This window comes from Streptomyces sp. NPDC045026 (assembly GCF_056432625.1).
Window position 1 is genome coordinate 474078 of the sequence record NZ_JBWKIS010000004.1, and the last position, 15807, is coordinate 489884.

Here is a 15807-nt window from a genome sequence, read left to right on the forward strand (position 1 = left end):
CAGGCCAGGCGGTAACGGTCGTGCTCCTGCCGGCGCTCGGTGCAGTCAAGGCGAAGCGACTCGCACTAGTGGGTGCCGTCCTACCTCCGGGTCGAATTCCGGATCACGCTTGTCGAGTATCTTGCGGCACCGCCAGGCAAAGTCGTCGATCCCATCTAGAACTGACTCGGCAGCCTGATCTGCACGGCTTGATGCCTGCCTCCTCAAAGTCATGACAGCCGAAGAGTCATTCAAGTTCGACAGCCACCACACCCAAGCTCGCAAGTTATCGCCGACGTCTCCGGCGGCAAACTCAGCTTCTTGGGGCCCCGCCAGTAGCACGGCGGCCTCAGTCTCATCGATCAACTGGACGCTGACTCTGGCTTGTTCGAAGAGAGTGACCGCGTCGTCACGACCGTCGCGAATCGCTTCATGAGCCGCCTTGCAAGCACGGTTGGCCTCAGAGGAGCGTGTGATGAACAGGACGTAGGCATCCCTCCGCACCTGTTGGCGCCACTGGTCGTGCTGGTTGCGCTTTTGATCCCGACCTGCCATCCATGCGGCACCGATCGTTCCGAAGACGCCGATCACACCGCCAACTGCCGCGCCCACCAGCGCATAGAATGCCTCGCTCATACCAACATCCAAGCAGGGCCGGGGCGCCGCGGGAGTCAGTTCCTCCTTCTCGCTAGTAGGACCCCCCTCGCGCGGTTCGTAGAGGGTCAGAACATGGCTTGCTCCCGCGGCAGTTGACGCAAGGCAGCGCCGTCGGGTCGTCGCGGTGGCGGAGCTATCTCCGGAGGTGAACTCTGGCGCAGCTGAGTGCCTTACCGACGAGATCGGCACCGCCCTCTTCACCCGAGGGCGGTGCCTCGTCGCCACTGTCGCCGAAGCTCTAGCGGTGCTGCAACCACCACACACCGCCAGCCACCACCGCTCCGCCCGCCGCAGTGGCGGCACCGCGGATCACCGCAAACAACGCCGTGTTCGCAAGCCGTCGGGCTGTCTTCTTAGTCCACATAATGCTCTGCCCTCCCCTGTACCGCCCGGCTCCTCCGAGCGTGGCGTCAAGCATCACCGCGGGCGATGACCCGTTGGACAGGTAGAGGCCAGCCCCGAACATCTACGGATGCCGCCATCTGAGTTCGGCTGAGATGACATGCTGTTGGACAGTTCTGGACGGTCTTGGACGGAGGGGCGGGCGTGGGCAGACCGGGGGTACTTCGGAAGCCAGATCTGGCTGACGGTGGGCGCCGTGCATTGAACGATGCCCTCCATCACCTGCACCTGCAGGCCGGCCGTCCCAGCCTTAGCGTGATGGCCCGAATGCTGAACGGGGCTGGAATTTCTCGCAGTTCGATTCACGATGCCTTCTGCAGTACGCGCTTTCCGCAATGGCATGTTGTGGAGGCGTTGGTCGAGATCCTCGCCTCCAAGGCACCGGTTCTCACGGCATCGCATGAGCGCATCGGCATGCATGGCCTTTGGATGCATGCAGCCGTGGAGGCACCGCCTTTGGTTGCGGCGGCACCATCGGCCGAGCTCGCGTCCGCCTCCGTGGGCCGCACGATCCTGCTGCTCGACATCGAGAAGTACAGCGACCGCGACGACGTCGAGCAGGCTTATCTTCGGCGCATGCTCTACGACATCACCGACCTGACACTGGACAGTGCGGGCATCGGAGAGACGCAGCGGCTGCGCGCCGACCGAGGCGACTCGATCATTGAGCTTATCGACGCCAACGCCTCGCTGACCGCACTACTGCGCGCCCTACTCGCCGAGGTGCCAACACAACTTCGCGCAGTGAACCGGATGGCGTCGCACTCGGCACAGCTCAGGCTGCGGGCGGTACTCGCAACGGGAGACGTGGCGGTCGACGAGCACGACGGGTGGGTCGGTTCCGACCTCAACGATGCTTGTCGGCTACTGGACGCCGAATTTCTGCGGGCATCGCTGAGTGAGCGCAATGGTGATCTCGCCCTGTGTGTCTCCGACTCCGTGTACCAAGGGACTGTGCGGCACGGGTTCACGGGCATCCCTGCTGAGGGATTTCGCCAGGTGACCGGTGCAGCGAAGAACGGGCCGCTGACTGCTTGGCTGGCTGACGTCGAAGATGGATCATCTCAACGCCCTGTCACGATATAGCTAGTTATCTGAAGCGGCCCCTCTGACCTGGCTGTTCCGGCCCCGGTGGTTCTCTTCCCAGACAGTGCCGTTCGCGTTGCGGTACTTCACCGCCTTACCTCCAGTTCCTTCACGCGCGCGCTCAGTCGCGCGACTTCCTCTGTCAGGGCGACGAGCAACGTCGCCAACTCCCGCGGGATGGGGAGGTTTCCGCGGGAGTCGCGGCCCATGTAGCACGCTCCCGCCTCGACCACGGCCAGGGCGTGCACGGTGCCAATGCGGAGCGCCATCACGGCACCTCCGGGTCGATCAGGTCTGCGGCGTCACGCATGCCGGTCCCGACGTAGAACGCGTCAGAGAACGAGACCGCCCGGTCCGCCTCGCGGATCTTCTCCGCCAACTCGTGCGCGTATGCGTCAAGCAGCGGCCCAACGGGCGTCGCCCGGTCCCAGAGGTTTTCGAGCGTCTCCCGGGCGCTCACGCGGCCTCCCACTCAACCGTGGTGTGCTCGTCCAGCTCCTCGTACAGGGCGTCGACGTCGTCCTGAGTCATCTCCACCGTGGCGATGGTCTCGCCCTTCGCGTTACGGACGTGGAGGTCGAACTCGATGCCGCGCGGGGTGATGTTTACCGACGAGCCGTCGGCCGTGTGGATGGTGGTTCCGCCCTTGAACACGGGGCCTCTCCTCTCGTGTGGTTACACGCCGAAAGCCCCCGGCGCCGAAGCAACCGGGGGCTGAGTAATGCGTGTGTGACTGGCGCTACACGTCAGCGCCGCATTCCTGACACGGGTAGTCCTCCGTGTCGTCGTGGGCGCACGGGCACTCGGCCTCCCCACGGACTCCAGACACTTCCGTCGGTCCCTCCTCCAACATCAGGGCTCCCTACTTGTGAGGCTGCGAGCCGCACTTACGGCCGCAGGTCCAACAGAATGCGGGGTCCCGCATCTCCTCTTCCGTGGCTCTGAGCGGGTCCCCCACGTCATCTCCTCTTCGTCATGCGCGGCGGCGTCGCCGGCTTGCGGTAGGCAGGCGCCTTCGTCCTCGGCTGCTTGTGGTGATCGACGTCGATCTCCACGGACGTCGACGGGCCGGAGTCCGCGGGGCCGCAGGACGCGAGGAGGAAGAGGCTCGCGAAGAGGAGCGTCAGGACCATGACTGCCGCGAGTTGGGGCGCGAGTCGTTTCACGCTTCCCCCATCAGAAATCGTGCGAACGCGTCCATGGCCTGGACCTTGTCGGACAGCTTCACGCCGTCCTGATAGCCGCGGGAGTTGGTACTCATGGCTTCGACGTGCTCGCGCGCCATCTTCAGGGCCTCCACACGAGACATGGCGGGCGGCACTGACGTGTGCTCGCCCATCCCCTCGTGCGTCTCCAGCGCACCGAGCAGCGCGCCAACGGTGGCAGTCAGGTTCACGGTGTCATCGGAACCTGACCGGGCATCGATACGGTCGAAGTAATCCCGCGCACGCTCCAGCGCCGTCATGCGGCCCGCCTCTGAGTGCCGGTCTGCGCCTCTCCACCCTTGGCGATGGGCTTCCCGACGACCTCCTTCTTCCCGCCGGCCTCCCAGTCGAAGACGCCGCGCAGGTGGAGGAAGGTGTCGAAGACGCTCCGGTCGCACTTGACCGGGACGAACGCCCAGCCCTCCGGACGGACGTGGAGGACGGCGCCGCCGACCGTCTCAGGCATGGGGATGGACGTGCCGTCCTCCGCCAGGATGATGCGGTCTGCGTAGCGGTACGCGGAGAGCTGGAGAGCCACGGAGTCGTAGACCGACTTCGACGTCTTCCAGTCCAGGACGACGACCTCCCCGTCTACCTTCGCGATGGCGTCGAAGCTGCCCGCGTAGTGGTGGGCGTCGCTCCAGACGGTCTCTTCCAGGTGGAGGAACTCCGGCTGGATCTCCTGAAGGAACTCCCTGAACCACCTGACGTGAGGCTTCACGTCGATGTGCAAGTGCCTGTCGTTGATGACCTCACCGCGCGCCAGGCGCTCGAAGAGGTCGTGAGCGGCGCTGCCCAGATCGGACGCGGCCTTCGTCTTCCGCCGGTGCGCGTTCTTCAGGTAGTCGACGGCGCCGGCGGGGTCGCGCTGGACGAGCTCAGAGACGATGTCCCAGTTCTTCACGGCCGCCTCCGCCGCTTCCTTCGCCGCCCAGAAGGTGAGGAAGTCCTTCGGCAGCATGCCACCCACCGACGTCACGCCCGGGACCTTAATGTCCCCGTCGTCCGGATCGATGTAGAAGCGGGAGCCACCCCGCTTGATCGTGTTTACTCCGGCCATGTGGCCTCCTGTGTCGGTGCGTTCGTTCTGACACTGGAGTTATGGGCCGGAGGAAGCGCGATGTGACGCCGATCGTCAGCCGGGTTCTGCCTCCTCCCCCGCGGCCAGACCTGAGCCAAAAACGCGAACTAACCCCTTATTTCCAAAACCCTTAACGCGTGTTAGAGAGTTATGGAAATAAGGGGTTAGTTTGACACTTTGGCCGCAGGTTTGGCGTGGTGGCGGCTGACGGGGAGGACGATCAGGCCCCTGCCTTGGGCTTTCGCGTGAGCCTGCGGAGTGCCGTGATCTCCTTCTGAAGCGCGGCCAACTCCTCATCAAGCTTGGCGCGCTGGCCGTCGGTCATGTCGCGGGTGACGACATCCGCGTCCAACTGGCTCACGATGTTGTGGGCGACGGTGGCCAAACGGAGGTTGTCAGCGGTCGCCCTGACAGCGAGCCCCTTCTCCGTGACCCCTTCGACCTCTGACTTCCCCTTGCCCGACTTCCGTCCGCCGCTCTTGGCCGGCTTGGGCGTGGAAGTGGCGGCGTCAGCACTGGCCTTCGTCGCCTTCAGGATCGCGGCGTTCGTGGCGCGGGCGTCCTGCAAGCGCTCCAGCGGGGACGTGTCGAGTAGTTCGAGCCGCTGAAGCTGGCGCGGGGTCAGCGTCTGACGCAACAGGTTGCCGACGTGGTAGCGGACGGAGTTCTGTGTCCGGGTGAGTTGGTCGTCCGCCAGGCCAGCGGCGCGGTACATCTCCGCGACTTCCTGCCGGTACTCGTGTGTGCGCCCGAGCCAGTCGTCATGCCTGCGGCGGATAGCCAGGATGACCGTCGCAAGGTTCTTCAGGAGGACGGTCGCTTGCCCCTCCACGCGGGCGTACTCGCGGCTGTACGCGATTCCGCGGGCGTGGAGCTGAGCGTCCGACTCCTCCTGAATGTCCTCTAGCTGCAATGCGGGAAGACCCTCAGCGTCGACGCGGACGGGCTCAGCCCTACGCGTTCGTGCCACGTCTTGACTCATTGGGACCTCTCACAGCGACGGCATTCGGCGACAGGCTACCGTGAAGTACTTGCCTTAGCCAGACCTTACGCCGGACATTGATCACGACGTAAACCGTGCCCCACAGACGTCGCAGGTGATTCCGCCCAGCTCAGCGACGGTAGGCGCTACCTGAACGCGTCGCGGCGTCGGCTTGCATTGACACTCCAAAGTGATCCGCGATCGTCGCGGCTGTGACGCTGTGGCGGCCACCGTCAGGTGCGGGAGGACGAGCGGGATCGCTGCCGCCAGCGCCTCCATGTCCGCGCTGTGTGCCGCTGCGGATTCGGGGGTGAGTTCCGGGACGCTGTAGCCACGTCCCTTTACGCGCTCCATGCCCTCCGGCCACTGGAGCCCGACCTCCTCCGCAGCCGCCAGGTAGGAGGCGTTGTGGTAGCTGCCGCGCATCGTGGTGTCCTTGACGTCCCTGCGCCAGCACAGAAGGTGCGCCGCCTCGTGTCGGAGGAACGTCACGACGTCTGCCGGGCCGGCAGCCAGGGTCTCCGCGCTGACGACGAGGCCCGACACGATTCCCTCGTCCACCCACACCCATCGCTCGGGGCCGTGGTCCGCTCTCGGAGGCAGGGGGGACACGGCAATCTGTGCGGCTGGCAGCTCTGGGTGGTCAGCCCTTAGCGTCGTCCACAGCGCATCGAGCGCCTGGAGCAAGGGGCCAGGTGTTGTCGGCATGGGGCAGGACGCTACGTGAGTTATGGCGGCCGACACAACTCCTCCGTGAATCGCTTTACGCAACGGAAACGCAAAAAGCCCCCGCCCTCCTGGCTACCAGGAAGACGGGGGCTTCGGGGTACTACTCGACTGGCGTCACCCTGTCTCGCGTCGACTCCCCCACGAGGATGGGGAGAGCTACGACGCCGACGCTGGCCAGCATCTGCGCGGCGTTCTGGTTCGCCAGGGCGGGGACGAAGACGGCCAGGGCGCCGAAGAGCGACAGGAGCAGCGCCCGCATGCGGACAGGCTCCGTCGCAGCGAAGACCTGGAGCCGAACGTAGGCCCGGAGGGGAAGCGCTCGGAGCTGCGCGAGGATCTGCTTCATGAGTGCCTTTCGTTAGAGGCGGTTAGCGTGGCGACGGGACTCGATGCCGCAGACGTCGTCTGCGATCGTGGCCATGTGGGCATGCAACTTGGAGATGTCGCCGTCGTTGACGACGGCGTATCCCGCGTCCCTCTGCGTCAGCGCCCCTTCCGACTCGTGGTCGAGTTGGGGAACGCCGGGGCGGTCGATGTAGATCAGGTGGAAGCCCGCGCGGCGCAGACTCTTCGCTTCGTTCGGGTACCTGACGTCGGTGATCACGCAGGGGACGCCGGCCTCGTTCGCGGCCGTCACCTTCTTCAGGGCGGTACGGAGCCAAAACTCCGGGTCGATGGCGCGGATTGAGGCGCCCAGCTCCTGGAGGACGCGGCGGACTTCGGGGTACTGGTCCTTGGCGTGCTCCCATCCGACGACCTTCACCAGCTCAGAAAGACGCTCGTTGCTGTTCTCCGCGTCGGTGTACGGATCCAGCCGCAACGCTGCTTCCTTCAGCGGGTCCGCGAACCCGAGCCGCCGGTATCCGCGTTTGTCGACGAGCCACTCCCCCGCCGTGTCCTTGCCGACCCGTGCGCGGCCGATGATGCCGATGTTTCCCATGCCGTCTCCTCCTCCAGGTGCTGTCAGAGGGGTAATGGGCCGGAGACGGCGGGCTGTGACGCGGGGTGTCGACTTCTATGGGAGCCCAACCTCCCTCGCGTTGAGGCCTGTTACTCTGCCCAGCGGACTCAACGTGCCGCAGTCAACCGCGTTCAAGAGAGCCCGCAGCCGACGAAGCGGGTGAGCCCTTGCAGGGGTGAGTCTCTGAAACTTGATGTAAATCGGAGGATGGCTCAGCCGCGCTAGCCACGCAGCCACTGGAGTTCTGACGTCGGCAGAGCCTCAGCTCTATGCCAACACGACATTCGTGGTGGTCGAGCTGAGGTCTGCCCGCTGCGACCCTGTTCGGCCGCCCTCCACTGAAGGGTTCAGAACCGGTGAGTGACGACATCACTCTGTGGCTGCTTGGGGCGTTCGGAGTTCTCGCAGTCGCCCTCTTCTGCATGAAGGGCTTCCTCGATGCCCTCCCCGACCTCTTCGAGTCCTGGCACCGCGCACGGCGTGCCTGGAGGAACCGGGGCGACGAGTCGTCGCCTACGCCGTCAGGATCGGGAGAATCTGGTTAGCCATGAACGCGAAGCCGGCGTCCGACAGGTGCACAGAGTCCGTACCTGCGGCGCCGGTTCCGGCGCTCGTCCCCCAGTAGCCCAGCGAGTTCCACGCCTGCCACGAGTTGTTGCCGATGGTCCACATGTCGACGAACGCCGCGTTGTACGTGTGGGCCAGGGCGAGCGCTGCCCGCGCGTAGTCCTGGTACTTGAAGTTCGTGACGTCGTGAGTGCCGAGGTGCGGCAGTAGGAACATGACGTCAGTGGATCCGTTGGCCGTCCCCGTGTCGCGGACAGCCTTCAGGTACTTCGCCACGTTCGCGGCCCACTGATCGCCCGTCGTGTTGGCCGTCGCGTCGTTCGGGCCGGCGGTGAAGATGACGAGGTCCGCGGGGAAGTCAACGCCTCCGTTGTACGTGGAGTTGAGTGCCGTGGTCGCGTTGTTGGCATAGCTGGCGGACGCCGCGCCGGCCAACGCCAGGTTGTGCACGATGATGCCGGTGGAGTTCTCGCCGCTGACGCCGCAGACGCTCAGGTTCTGTCCCGTCCCCGTCGCCGTCCCGGCCCACGTGATCTTGACTGCGTGCGAGGCGTTCGACAGCCCCGTGATCGTCGTGACCTGAATGTTCGACGCGGGACTGCCGGAGTCAGCAACGCTCACGGCCGTGCCGCCGTCGATCTGATACGTGAAGGCAGCTCGTGCGCCTCCGCCACTCACGGTGTAGATCTTGGCCGTCGTGCCCCGGACGGTGAATGTCAGGGAGGCGCTCGTCGTGTCGGCGTACAGGTAGTTGATGCCGGGGCCGAACTTGCTTCCTCCCTGGAGCCACGCGCCCGTTTGCCCGATCACTGCGCCGGCTGACGTCCACGCGGCTAGGGCCGCAGCATCACTGGCGCTGAGGACCGTCGACGACATGGACGAGGACATGAAGCCCGATCCGCCGTCGCCGTAGGCCGACTGGAGCGCGGTCCGTACGACGCCGGGCCAACTCTTCGTGTGGGGGTTGGAAGCGTAGAAGCCCTGGCTTGCGCTGCCACCGACGACTGCAATCTTCGCCTGAGCGCTTCCCGCTGCGTCCCTCTTCGCCCGCCAGTTGGCGCCCCAGCCGGGCGGGACATAAATGCCCTTGTCCATGCGGGCACTGCGGGTCTGGAGCGGGTACCGGAGGTCGGCCGCAGTCTGCGTGAGGGCGTTCACGACGGGCACCGTAGTGCCGTCGGACTGCCGGACCTTCAGGACACCACCCTCCACGTAGACCACGGCGCCGCCGGTCGGGTTCGACGTCGGGGCGGTCGTGACATTGGGGATGGCCAGTGCGCCGCCCGCCGCGCCTCCCAAGTTGGCGGAGGTGCTGCCGAGTCGAATGTTCGGGAACGTGCTCGTCCCACCGGTATTGGCGCCGCCGGGGATCGTCAGGTCACCGCTGGAGTTAAGCGAGAACTTATCGACGCCGCCCACGCGCATCACGGCGACGCGAGCAGAGGAGCCAGCCGGGCTATCCGTGATGATTGCGTTCACGTTCACGTCCGCGGTGTTCACCCGCAGACCCGCGGTAGCAGTCAAAGAGCCGTTCAGCGTCCCCCCGGTCGCGGGGTACGCGCCGACGTCCGCGGCTGTCAGATTCACCGCTCCCGTCTGCGTGTTGACGGAGGTCACGGCGCTGGAGCCGCCACCGAGAGCGACGCCGGTTGACGGCCAGGCGCCCGCGGCCTTCGGACCGTAGAGCTTCACGGCCCCGGTCGTGGTGTCGATCCAGTAGTCCCCGTTGACGCCCGTCGCGCCGGGAGGCGCTCCGGTGCCGCTGTACATCTGCGACCCTGCGGGACCCGCCGGCCCCGGGACGAGGACGTAGTCCCCATGGTCTGGATCCGTCGGGGCGATGTCGGCGATGTCGACGACGGGAGCCGTCGACGGGAGCTTGATGGAGTACGTCCGCCCCTCCGCCTGGCTGAACGTCTCCTCGACCTGATACGTCCAGTCCGCGGGGCTCATGCCCGGCTGATCCGTGGCTATCAGAGCGACGCTGAAGGCGCCGTTCTCGTCCAGCGGGATCGAGGCGGCGCCAGTGCTGATCGTGTCGGCACTCGGGAACGTGAGCGACGCGGGCGGCGAGACCTTCAGCGTGCCGCGCAGGGGCGTTCCGTCGGGGCGGATGTACCGGCCCGTGAGGATCACGGAGGTGATGCCGGGTGGAATTGCGGGCATTTACTCTCCTCGTGGTGGCTGACGGCCTATAAGCAGGTGCTCCGCGTCGTGGGCTGCCTGCCACTCGCGCACGTGCGTGATGTCCTCGCGGACGCCGTCGATGTCGTCGCGGACGTCGTCAATGCGCGTATCGATGCCGCGCTTCAGTTCGTTCAGGTGGTCGCGGGTGACGGTCCCCTGTGCCTCCACGGCCCCCGTCATGCGCCGCTGAAGAGCGAGCAGTGCCGGGACAGCCGCGATCACGGCCGCGCCTATGACAGACGCAGCCGTGATCAGGGAGACGAGGACTTCAGGGCTCACGCCTTCGCCGTGAAGTTGTGGCGAGAGGCGAGCTTCTTCAGGGACTCCAAGCCAGGGGCTCCGGCCGCATCGGCGCCGGACAGCTTCATGACCTTGCGCCGGAACTCGTCGTACGCGGCGTCAGTGCTCGTCCCCCACGAACCGTCGCTCGCGTAGGTCGAGGAGAGGAAGCCTTCCGCCTTCAACGCGGCCTCCACGACATTGACCTCTGCCGGGTACGTGGTGTGGCCGGTCGGCGCGGGTACATCCGCCTTCCGTGCGGCCAGGATGTGCGCGAGCGAGACGGTCGGCTTCGTCGACGGCTTCGCCGGGGTGGAAGGCTTCGACGGCGCAGGGGCCGACTCCTTCGGCGCCGCCTTGAAGAGGGCTGCCGTCGAGATCGCGCCCGGGTCCCAGTGGTCGTTACCCGGCACGTTGCAGTGTCCGTAGTGCCCGCCCTTCGTCGCCCACGTGGTGCGGTTGCGCTTCGTCGCGGACGAGGTTGCAGCCGGCGTCCCCATGGGGAAAGAGTCCGGAACGCCCCACGAGCGGATGGCGCGCATGAGCGCCTGGAAGTTCGGGCCTGGCTTCCAGTAGCCGGTGAACGGCGTCGACGCGCGAGCAAGGACTTCGATCTGAATGCAAACGCGCCCGGTGCGGTTCGTCCTCGTCAGGCCGTCGTTCTTCAGCGCTCGCGCGCTCTGGTTCAGCGGGCCGTACTGCCCGAGCCTGTCGGTCGTCGGGTCGTAGAGGATGTGCGGCTCCGCAGCGATGGAACCGAGGTACTTCCCCACGTTGGTGAAGGACGAGTTCCCGTGGCCGCTCTCCGTGGTGTGCCAGACGACGCGGCCCTGCGCTGACGGCGAGTCCATCGCACCGCCGATGCTGCCGTCCCCCAGCCGCTCCGCTTCCTTGATCCAGATTTCACCCATGTGTGATCCCCTCCAGGGCATGAAAAAGGCCCCGGCGCTGCGGGGCGTGAATGTCTTGCGGTATGCGTCAGAGGCTGTAGCTCAAGCCGTCCAGACCGCTCCACTTGAGCCCGTTCGTCGTCGACGTTGCTCCGGGCGGGGTCTGCACCATCAGCTCTCCCGTGTCGCTGTTGAGCTGCGTCCGGCCGTAGTAGATGCCGGCGCCCATCTCCACGGGCGTGACCCAGTAGGAGTACGTCGCGGGGAGGGCGGACGCGGGCAGCGTCGCGAATGTCCAGTCAGTTCCGGTGGAGAATTGGCCGTTGTTCGTTCGCTTGACGCGCCCGCGGAGCTGAACCGATCCGTTCACCACTCGATATCCGGGTGACCCGGAATGCACGGAGAACCCGGACTTCAGCGTCAGCGGCTGCCACGGACCCGGAGTCAACGGCTGCCAACTCCCGTCGTGCATTCGTCCCTCGTACCGGTCTTCCGCAACGAGGTATGTCACCATCCCCGCAACTGCGGGATAGCCGGCAACGAGTGCCGCCGCTCTGGCGTTGGCGTTGGCGAACCTCATTACGGTCAGCGGAACGACGCCATTTACGAGCGTTTGGAGCGCTGTTTCGATGTTGGGTGCGTCGGCAAGTACTGGGTATTGGACGTTCTGAGCGTATCCGTCACTCTTAGGCATTGAGACTCCTCAGTCGAATTCGCTTTATCAGGGCGTCGATTAGCGGCACTGTGCGCCGTCGAGAGAAACCCATGACGGGGACGAGCCGGTAATCAGGCGCGCGCTGACGGTGCCGTCGCGGTTGATGTAGATACGCACAGCGACGGCATCTCCTACGCACATGCAGGCGCCCCGGAACTGGGGGCGAATTCCTGCGGGCATGTCCGCCATAACGATGGAGTCCGACGTCGTCAGGCCCGTCGGAGTGATCATTCCGGAGAGCTGGACGAGGCCGTCAGAGCTACGCCGGCACATGGGCGGAGCGTCACCGTCGGTGCCGCTGGCCGTGAATCCGGAGCGCAGAGCGAGCGGCTGCCACGCGTCGCCGGCGTTGGCCGTCGCGTCCTCCACCACCCAGTTCCCGGAGGGGTTCCGGGCCACCTTGACCCGGTCCCCCACCTGCGGTGCTCCGTAGCTACGCAGGCGCCTGACGCGCTGTACAGGGCCCGTGGCCGTCACGATGTCGCACGTGCCGTCGGTGTAGGAGGCGGTCACCGTGGCCAGTAGCCACGCGGCGCTGCCCTGCGTCACTGTGCGTTGCGCGGTGCGCTGGACTGCGTCCGCCAGTCGCTTCGTCATGCGACCTCCTCCTTTCCTCCGCGGAGCGTGATCGGGAAGTCCGCTTCAGCGGTCAGGGGTACGGTGAAGGACTGCGCGATGAACAGTTCCTTTCGTCCCGCATAGCTGACGCGGATGCAATCCCCGGCTTCCAATGCGGGATTGGGAACCGTCGAAATGGACGTCTGCACATTCGGCGCCGTCAGATCGGCCAGCATGTAATTCGCTGCCGCCTGACAATCCCCCTGCGTGATGAGCAGCGCTGAGGAATAGTGCTTGGGAATGTTGCCGTATGGCCCGTTCCATCTCGTCGGCGATGAGGGGTCGTTGTCGTAGGCAACGGCGCCAACGGGTGCACTGTCCGACGATGAGTTCTCACCTGAGACCACAACGGCGTTGTAAACGGCCGTGCGTGACATCTGCCGAGAGGCAGAAACGAGCGTTCCTCCATCACCTTCCGCGATGTCCCACACAACGGGAGACGTCAACGGGTCGGGAAGATCGACGATGCAGAAACGTCCGATTGGGTCGACGAATACCTCTGCCCGCATTGCCGTTGCCACCTGAATAACAGCGTCCCACCGGTCATTGCCCGCGTCCCAAGTGGCAACGGGGCACACCGGATTGCGGCCATCGGACGTCAGATTGACGATGGGTGCGCCGGGGATTGTCTGGCGGATCAGGAACTCGATTGCCTGGAGGCAGTTGCCGTAGCCCGCCGTCGACGTCGGCACCATGAACGAGTCGTCAGCGATCGTCGCTTCCTCCGTGACACCGGTCAGCGTCACGGGGCCTTCGTGGACGTCGCCGCTCGGTTCTCCGATGCGGAACGTTCCGAGCGGGACCATCTCGTCGCCATGCGTGAAACGGATCCCGCGAGAGACGACGAGCCGCTGACCGTAGACCGCGAGCGGGTCGTCCGCCTTCCACGGGAGGTACCCGACGTCGGCCACCGTCAGGGACAGTGAGCGCCGGGTCTTGCTCCCGCGGTCGACGGACACCGACCCGTCCGCGATGGGGATGTCCGACGCGGTCAACTGCCCGTTGTAGTAGGCGTCCACCCGCGTCACGATCTGGTGTGAAGACGTGAGTGCCTGACGGAACAGATCTGATATCGGCTGCATCACGCCCCCGTGTACAGGTCGAGCCATGTGGTCGCGCCGGCCAGGACTGCGCTCCACGAGCTGCCGGAGTCTGCGATCGTCTGCCAAGTGCGGTCAGCACTGCCGACGATGCCGCCGAAGGGCCGGTCCACCTCCGTCAGCGCCAGCGTCCACGCACGGTCACTGTGCTCAGCGAGCTCCGTGATGTGAGCCTCTGTGACTTCGCCGATGGAGACATACACGTCCCGCTCGCCCCACCCGGGAGGCCACTGAAGGAGCAGCGTCCGCCCACTGTCGAGCACCCACCACAGGGCATCCCGCTCCGCCTCCGTGTGGGTCACGAGAGTGAGAGAGCCGGTGCGCGACGTACGCACGTCGCTAATGACGATGGGGCGCGCTCGTCCCCGCACCTGATTCACGCCCTGTCGCGCGGAACGCTGCCAGTCGGGAAGCGTCTGCACCGTGGCGCTGCAACTACGGGCAGGGAGCCCAGGATCTTTCAGCCACACGTCCAGCGTCTCCGCGTCCAACGTCAGAGCGTCGGACGTGAATGACTGCCGCTGGCTCCCTGTAGGCGCCTGGATCGTTGCCCGCCATTGGACCGGGACCCCTAGCGGCGCCTCGTAGTCGGTGATCACCGCGACGTCGCCCGCGAGAACTTGGGAGGTGATGTCCCCAGACCAACCCCGCACGGGCTGTGGCTGCTCGCCGGCAACGATCCGTTCCAGGGACCACTTCCACGTAGGGCCGCCCGTGGTGAGGCCACGAACCACTATCGCCGCGCCTCGTCCGCTCGCCGGCTCAGCGAGGACAGTCAGGCCACCTATCCGCCACTCGGCGCGGTCGACGTACCAGGTTTCCCCCGCGGGTGCACCCGGGACGACGTAGCTCAGCCGGGCGGACACCGCGCCCTCTGGCGCCAGGTCCCCCATCGTCATGACGCCCCATGAACTCCCGGCTGTGCCACCCCATGACTGCCAACGGGTTCGGATGGCGTCCCCTGCGGCATTCAGCCACTCGATCCGGGTCTGTGTGATCCTCGTCCCGGGCCGATAGTGACAGGCGACGAACTGATACCCGAGTCCCGGCTGAACGGGAGTGATGGGCGTCGCGGTCGTCACCACGATGTCGCCGCCGGTGGCAACGAGCTTCATGGCGTAGGCGCCGTCTAGCACTTGCTCTGTGGTCTGTGTGGCTGTGGCGCCTGTGACTGTCCAGCCGCTGGTGTCCACCTCCACATCAGAGACGTTGTACGGCATGAGGTTGCCCGCCACCATGAGCGCACTCGCCGGAGTCAGTGCGGCCCGGTCCACGGCCCATTGCTGTCCCGCGGCCGTGGCAGTTGGGGAGATGGCGATGCGTGCGGCGGCTGCGCCGGTCGGTGCCTTGCCAGCGACGACGACCCGCGTCCACTGCCCGGACGGTGGCGTCCACGTTGCCGAGGACGTTCCTATCTCCGTCCCGCCAGCGTCACGCCAATAGATCTGCGCCTTCAGCGTCAGCCCGCCCACGCTCGGAGTGACGTAGGCGTACGCGACGTACTCCACCCCCGGCGTGACTGCCGGCGCCTGAGCGAGCGCCGTGCGAGCCATGGCGTCGCCCGCGGCCGTCGAAGTGATGAGGAGCGACTGATACCACGTGTACGCGGCTGAGGAGATGGCGAGCGTGCAGTTCGTCGCGGCGAACCACCCGGAGGTGTCCGCCTCCACCGTCTCCGTGTTGAACGGGAGGAGGTTGCCCGTTGATGGCGTCGTCAGACCGAGGAAGATCCGGTCTGCGAACCACGATTGATTCGCTGCCGTCGCCGTGACGCGAAGTACCACGTTGGCCGTAACGGCAGTTGCCGGTGCCGTTCCGACGGCTGCGATTTGATGCCACGTCCCCGCGGGTGCAGTTACCACGGGTCCCTGAGTCGTGCTGATCAGTGTCCCGCCGGCGTTGTACCAGCGGATTTCGATCCGGGACTGAGCTCCGATGCCCGGCGGGAAGATCGAGGCACACGCCCAGTGCTCCGCGTTCGCCGTCACAGCGACGCGCGTCACGAGACCGACCTGACTGTCCCCTGCGGCCGTTGCCTTGAAGGACATGCAGAACGCACCAAGGGTCCCTGAGGACGCCCGCGCAAGGGACCCTGCGTTGACCAGCGTCGACCACGCGGAGGCATCTGTCTCGATGCTCTCCGCGTTGACCGGCAGTAGGTTCCCAGCAATAGCCATCAGCCGTCGACCTCACCCGGAGCCGGGTACGTCGGGCCACCCACGATGGACGAACCGTCGGTACTCTCCGGAGTGCTGGGGACATCCGCAGGAGCGGGCTCCACATACTCCGGCTCGTACGCGACGACGGGCGGTACCATTTCGCCGCCTGGCTCGGGCTCGCCTGTCGGCTCTTCGGTCTCGTCGGCCATG

The 15807-nt window shown here is 66.0% G+C and carries 19 protein-coding genes and 1 pseudogene; 1 reads left to right on the forward strand and 19 read right to left on the reverse strand.

Features of this window, described 5'->3' with window-relative positions:
• Nucleotides 1-45: 45 nt before the first annotated feature.
• Nucleotides 46-615 (reverse strand): hypothetical protein, encoded by a 570-nt coding sequence (locus tag AC07EJ_RS12765; protein WP_478884215.1) that lies wholly within the window; start codon nt 613-615, stop codon nt 46-48.
• A 921-nt stretch (nt 616-1536) separates the two neighbouring features.
• On the opposite strand from AC07EJ_RS12765, the pseudogene AC07EJ_RS12770 reads away from it, so the two are divergent.
• Nucleotides 1537-2079: pseudogene (locus AC07EJ_RS12770) on the forward strand (hypothetical protein); the annotation flags it as partial.
• A 131-nt stretch (nt 2080-2210) separates the two neighbouring features.
• On the opposite strand, the gene AC07EJ_RS12775 reads toward AC07EJ_RS12770, so the two are convergent.
• From AC07EJ_RS12775 to AC07EJ_RS12860, 18 genes are all read right to left on the reverse strand, one after another.
• Nucleotides 2211-2393: a hypothetical protein gene (locus AC07EJ_RS12775; RefSeq protein ID WP_478884216.1), complete on the reverse strand. Its 183-nt coding sequence runs from the start codon at nt 2391-2393 to the stop codon at nt 2211-2213.
• On the reverse strand, nt 2393-2584 hold the full coding sequence (locus AC07EJ_RS12780) for a hypothetical protein (RefSeq protein WP_478884217.1): 192 nt from the start codon (nt 2582-2584) through the stop codon (nt 2393-2395). The genes AC07EJ_RS12775 and AC07EJ_RS12780 overlap by 1 nt, the downstream gene beginning before the upstream one ends.
• On the reverse strand, nt 2581-2778 hold the full coding sequence (locus tag AC07EJ_RS12785) for a hypothetical protein (protein ID WP_478884218.1): 198 nt from the start codon (nt 2776-2778) through the stop codon (nt 2581-2583). The genes AC07EJ_RS12780 and AC07EJ_RS12785 overlap by 4 nt, the downstream gene beginning before the upstream one ends.
• 305 nt (nt 2779-3083) lie before the next feature.
• On the reverse strand, nt 3084-3290 hold the full coding sequence (locus AC07EJ_RS12790) for a hypothetical protein (protein ID WP_478884219.1): 207 nt from the start codon (nt 3288-3290) through the stop codon (nt 3084-3086).
• Nucleotides 3287-3589 (reverse strand): hypothetical protein, encoded by a 303-nt coding sequence (locus AC07EJ_RS12795; protein WP_478884220.1) that lies wholly within the window; start codon nt 3587-3589, stop codon nt 3287-3289. Before AC07EJ_RS12795 ends, AC07EJ_RS12790 begins: the two co-directional genes overlap by 4 nt.
• Nucleotides 3586-4389: a PD-(D/E)XK nuclease family protein gene (locus tag AC07EJ_RS12800; protein WP_478884221.1), complete on the reverse strand. Its 804-nt coding sequence runs from the start codon at nt 4387-4389 to the stop codon at nt 3586-3588. The genes AC07EJ_RS12795 and AC07EJ_RS12800 overlap by 4 nt, the downstream gene beginning before the upstream one ends.
• Before the next feature lie 241 nt (nt 4390-4630).
• Entirely contained in the window at nt 4631-5380 is a 750-nt protein-coding gene (locus AC07EJ_RS12805; RefSeq protein WP_478884222.1) for a hypothetical protein, read from the reverse strand.
• Nucleotides 5381-5473: 93 nt separating this feature from the next.
• Nucleotides 5474-6100 carry a hypothetical protein gene (locus tag AC07EJ_RS12810; protein WP_478884223.1) on the reverse strand — a complete coding sequence of 209 codons (627 nt, stop codon included), beginning with the start codon at nt 6098-6100 and terminating at the stop codon, nt 5474-5476.
• A 121-nt stretch (nt 6101-6221) separates the two neighbouring features.
• A complete protein-coding gene (locus AC07EJ_RS12815) occupies nt 6222-6467 on the reverse strand; it encodes a hypothetical protein (RefSeq protein WP_478884224.1) in 246 nt (81 codons plus the stop codon).
• Nucleotides 6468-6479: 12 nt separating this feature from the next.
• Nucleotides 6480-7061: a deoxynucleotide monophosphate kinase family protein gene (locus tag AC07EJ_RS12820; protein ID WP_478884225.1), complete on the reverse strand. Its 582-nt coding sequence runs from the start codon at nt 7059-7061 to the stop codon at nt 6480-6482.
• A 534-nt stretch (nt 7062-7595) separates the two neighbouring features.
• The gene (locus tag AC07EJ_RS12825) at nt 7596-9815 is read right to left on the reverse strand and encodes an SGNH/GDSL hydrolase family protein (protein WP_478884226.1); all 2220 of its coding nucleotides are present in this window, start codon (nt 9813-9815) and stop codon (nt 7596-7598) included.
• On the reverse strand, nt 9816-10115 hold the full coding sequence (locus AC07EJ_RS12830; RefSeq protein WP_478884227.1) for a hypothetical protein: 300 nt from the start codon (nt 10113-10115) through the stop codon (nt 9816-9818).
• Complete coding sequence (locus tag AC07EJ_RS12835; protein ID WP_478884228.1) at nt 10112-11026, reverse strand: peptidoglycan-binding protein LysM; 915 nt, start codon at nt 11024-11026, stop codon at nt 10112-10114. The genes AC07EJ_RS12830 and AC07EJ_RS12835 overlap by 4 nt, the downstream gene beginning before the upstream one ends.
• A 67-nt stretch (nt 11027-11093) precedes the next feature.
• Nucleotides 11094-11699 (reverse strand): hypothetical protein, encoded by a 606-nt coding sequence (locus tag AC07EJ_RS12840; protein WP_478884229.1) that lies wholly within the window; start codon nt 11697-11699, stop codon nt 11094-11096.
• A 39-nt stretch (nt 11700-11738) separates the two neighbouring features.
• Nucleotides 11739-12317, reverse strand: a complete 579-nt coding sequence (locus AC07EJ_RS12845; RefSeq protein WP_478884230.1) for a hypothetical protein — start codon at nt 12315-12317, stop codon at nt 11739-11741.
• Entirely contained in the window at nt 12314-13357 is a 1044-nt protein-coding gene (locus tag AC07EJ_RS12850; RefSeq protein ID WP_478884231.1) for a DUF5047 domain-containing protein, read from the reverse strand. The genes AC07EJ_RS12845 and AC07EJ_RS12850 overlap by 4 nt, the downstream gene beginning before the upstream one ends.
• 62 nt (nt 13358-13419) lie before the next feature.
• Nucleotides 13420-15615: a hypothetical protein gene (locus tag AC07EJ_RS12855; RefSeq protein ID WP_478884232.1), complete on the reverse strand. Its 2196-nt coding sequence runs from the start codon at nt 15613-15615 to the stop codon at nt 13420-13422.
• A complete protein-coding gene (locus AC07EJ_RS12860; protein WP_478884233.1) occupies nt 15615-15806 on the reverse strand; it encodes a hypothetical protein in 192 nt (63 codons plus the stop codon). The genes AC07EJ_RS12855 and AC07EJ_RS12860 overlap by 1 nt, the downstream gene beginning before the upstream one ends.
• Nucleotide 15807: the final 1 nt, after the last annotated feature.

Coding starts and splice junctions, on each gene's coding strand:
- AC07EJ_RS12765 (WP_478884215.1), bottom strand. CDS start 615: ATGAGCGAGGCATTCTATGCGCTGGTGGGCGCGGCAGTTGGCGGTGTG.
- AC07EJ_RS12775 (WP_478884216.1), bottom strand. CDS start 2,393: ATGGCGCTCCGCATTGGCACCGTGCACGCCCTGGCCGTGGTCGAGGCG.
- AC07EJ_RS12795 (WP_478884220.1), bottom strand. CDS start 3,589: ATGACGGCGCTGGAGCGTGCGCGGGATTACTTCGACCGTATCGATGCC.
- AC07EJ_RS12800 (WP_478884221.1), bottom strand. CDS start 4,389: ATGGCCGGAGTAAACACGATCAAGCGGGGTGGCTCCCGCTTCTACATC.
- AC07EJ_RS12810 (WP_478884223.1), bottom strand. CDS start 6,100: ATGCCGACAACACCTGGCCCCTTGCTCCAGGCGCTCGATGCGCTGTGG.
- AC07EJ_RS12815 (WP_478884224.1), bottom strand. CDS start 6,467: ATGAAGCAGATCCTCGCGCAGCTCCGAGCGCTTCCCCTCCGGGCCTAC.
- AC07EJ_RS12820 (WP_478884225.1), bottom strand. CDS start 7,061: ATGGGAAACATCGGCATCATCGGCCGCGCACGGGTCGGCAAGGACACG.
- AC07EJ_RS12825 (WP_478884226.1), bottom strand. CDS start 9,815: ATGCCCGCAATTCCACCCGGCATCACCTCCGTGATCCTCACGGGCCGG.
- AC07EJ_RS12835 (WP_478884228.1), bottom strand. CDS start 11,026: ATGGGTGAAATCTGGATCAAGGAAGCGGAGCGGCTGGGGGACGGCAGC.
- AC07EJ_RS12840 (WP_478884229.1), bottom strand. CDS start 11,699: ATGCCTAAGAGTGACGGATACGCTCAGAACGTCCAATACCCAGTACTT.
- AC07EJ_RS12845 (WP_478884230.1), bottom strand. CDS start 12,317: ATGACGAAGCGACTGGCGGACGCAGTCCAGCGCACCGCGCAACGCACA.
- AC07EJ_RS12855 (WP_478884232.1), bottom strand. CDS start 15,615: ATGGCTATTGCTGGGAACCTACTGCCGGTCAACGCGGAGAGCATCGAG.
- AC07EJ_RS12860 (WP_478884233.1), bottom strand. CDS start 15,806: ATGGCCGACGAGACCGAAGAGCCGACAGGCGAGCCCGAGCCAGGCGGC.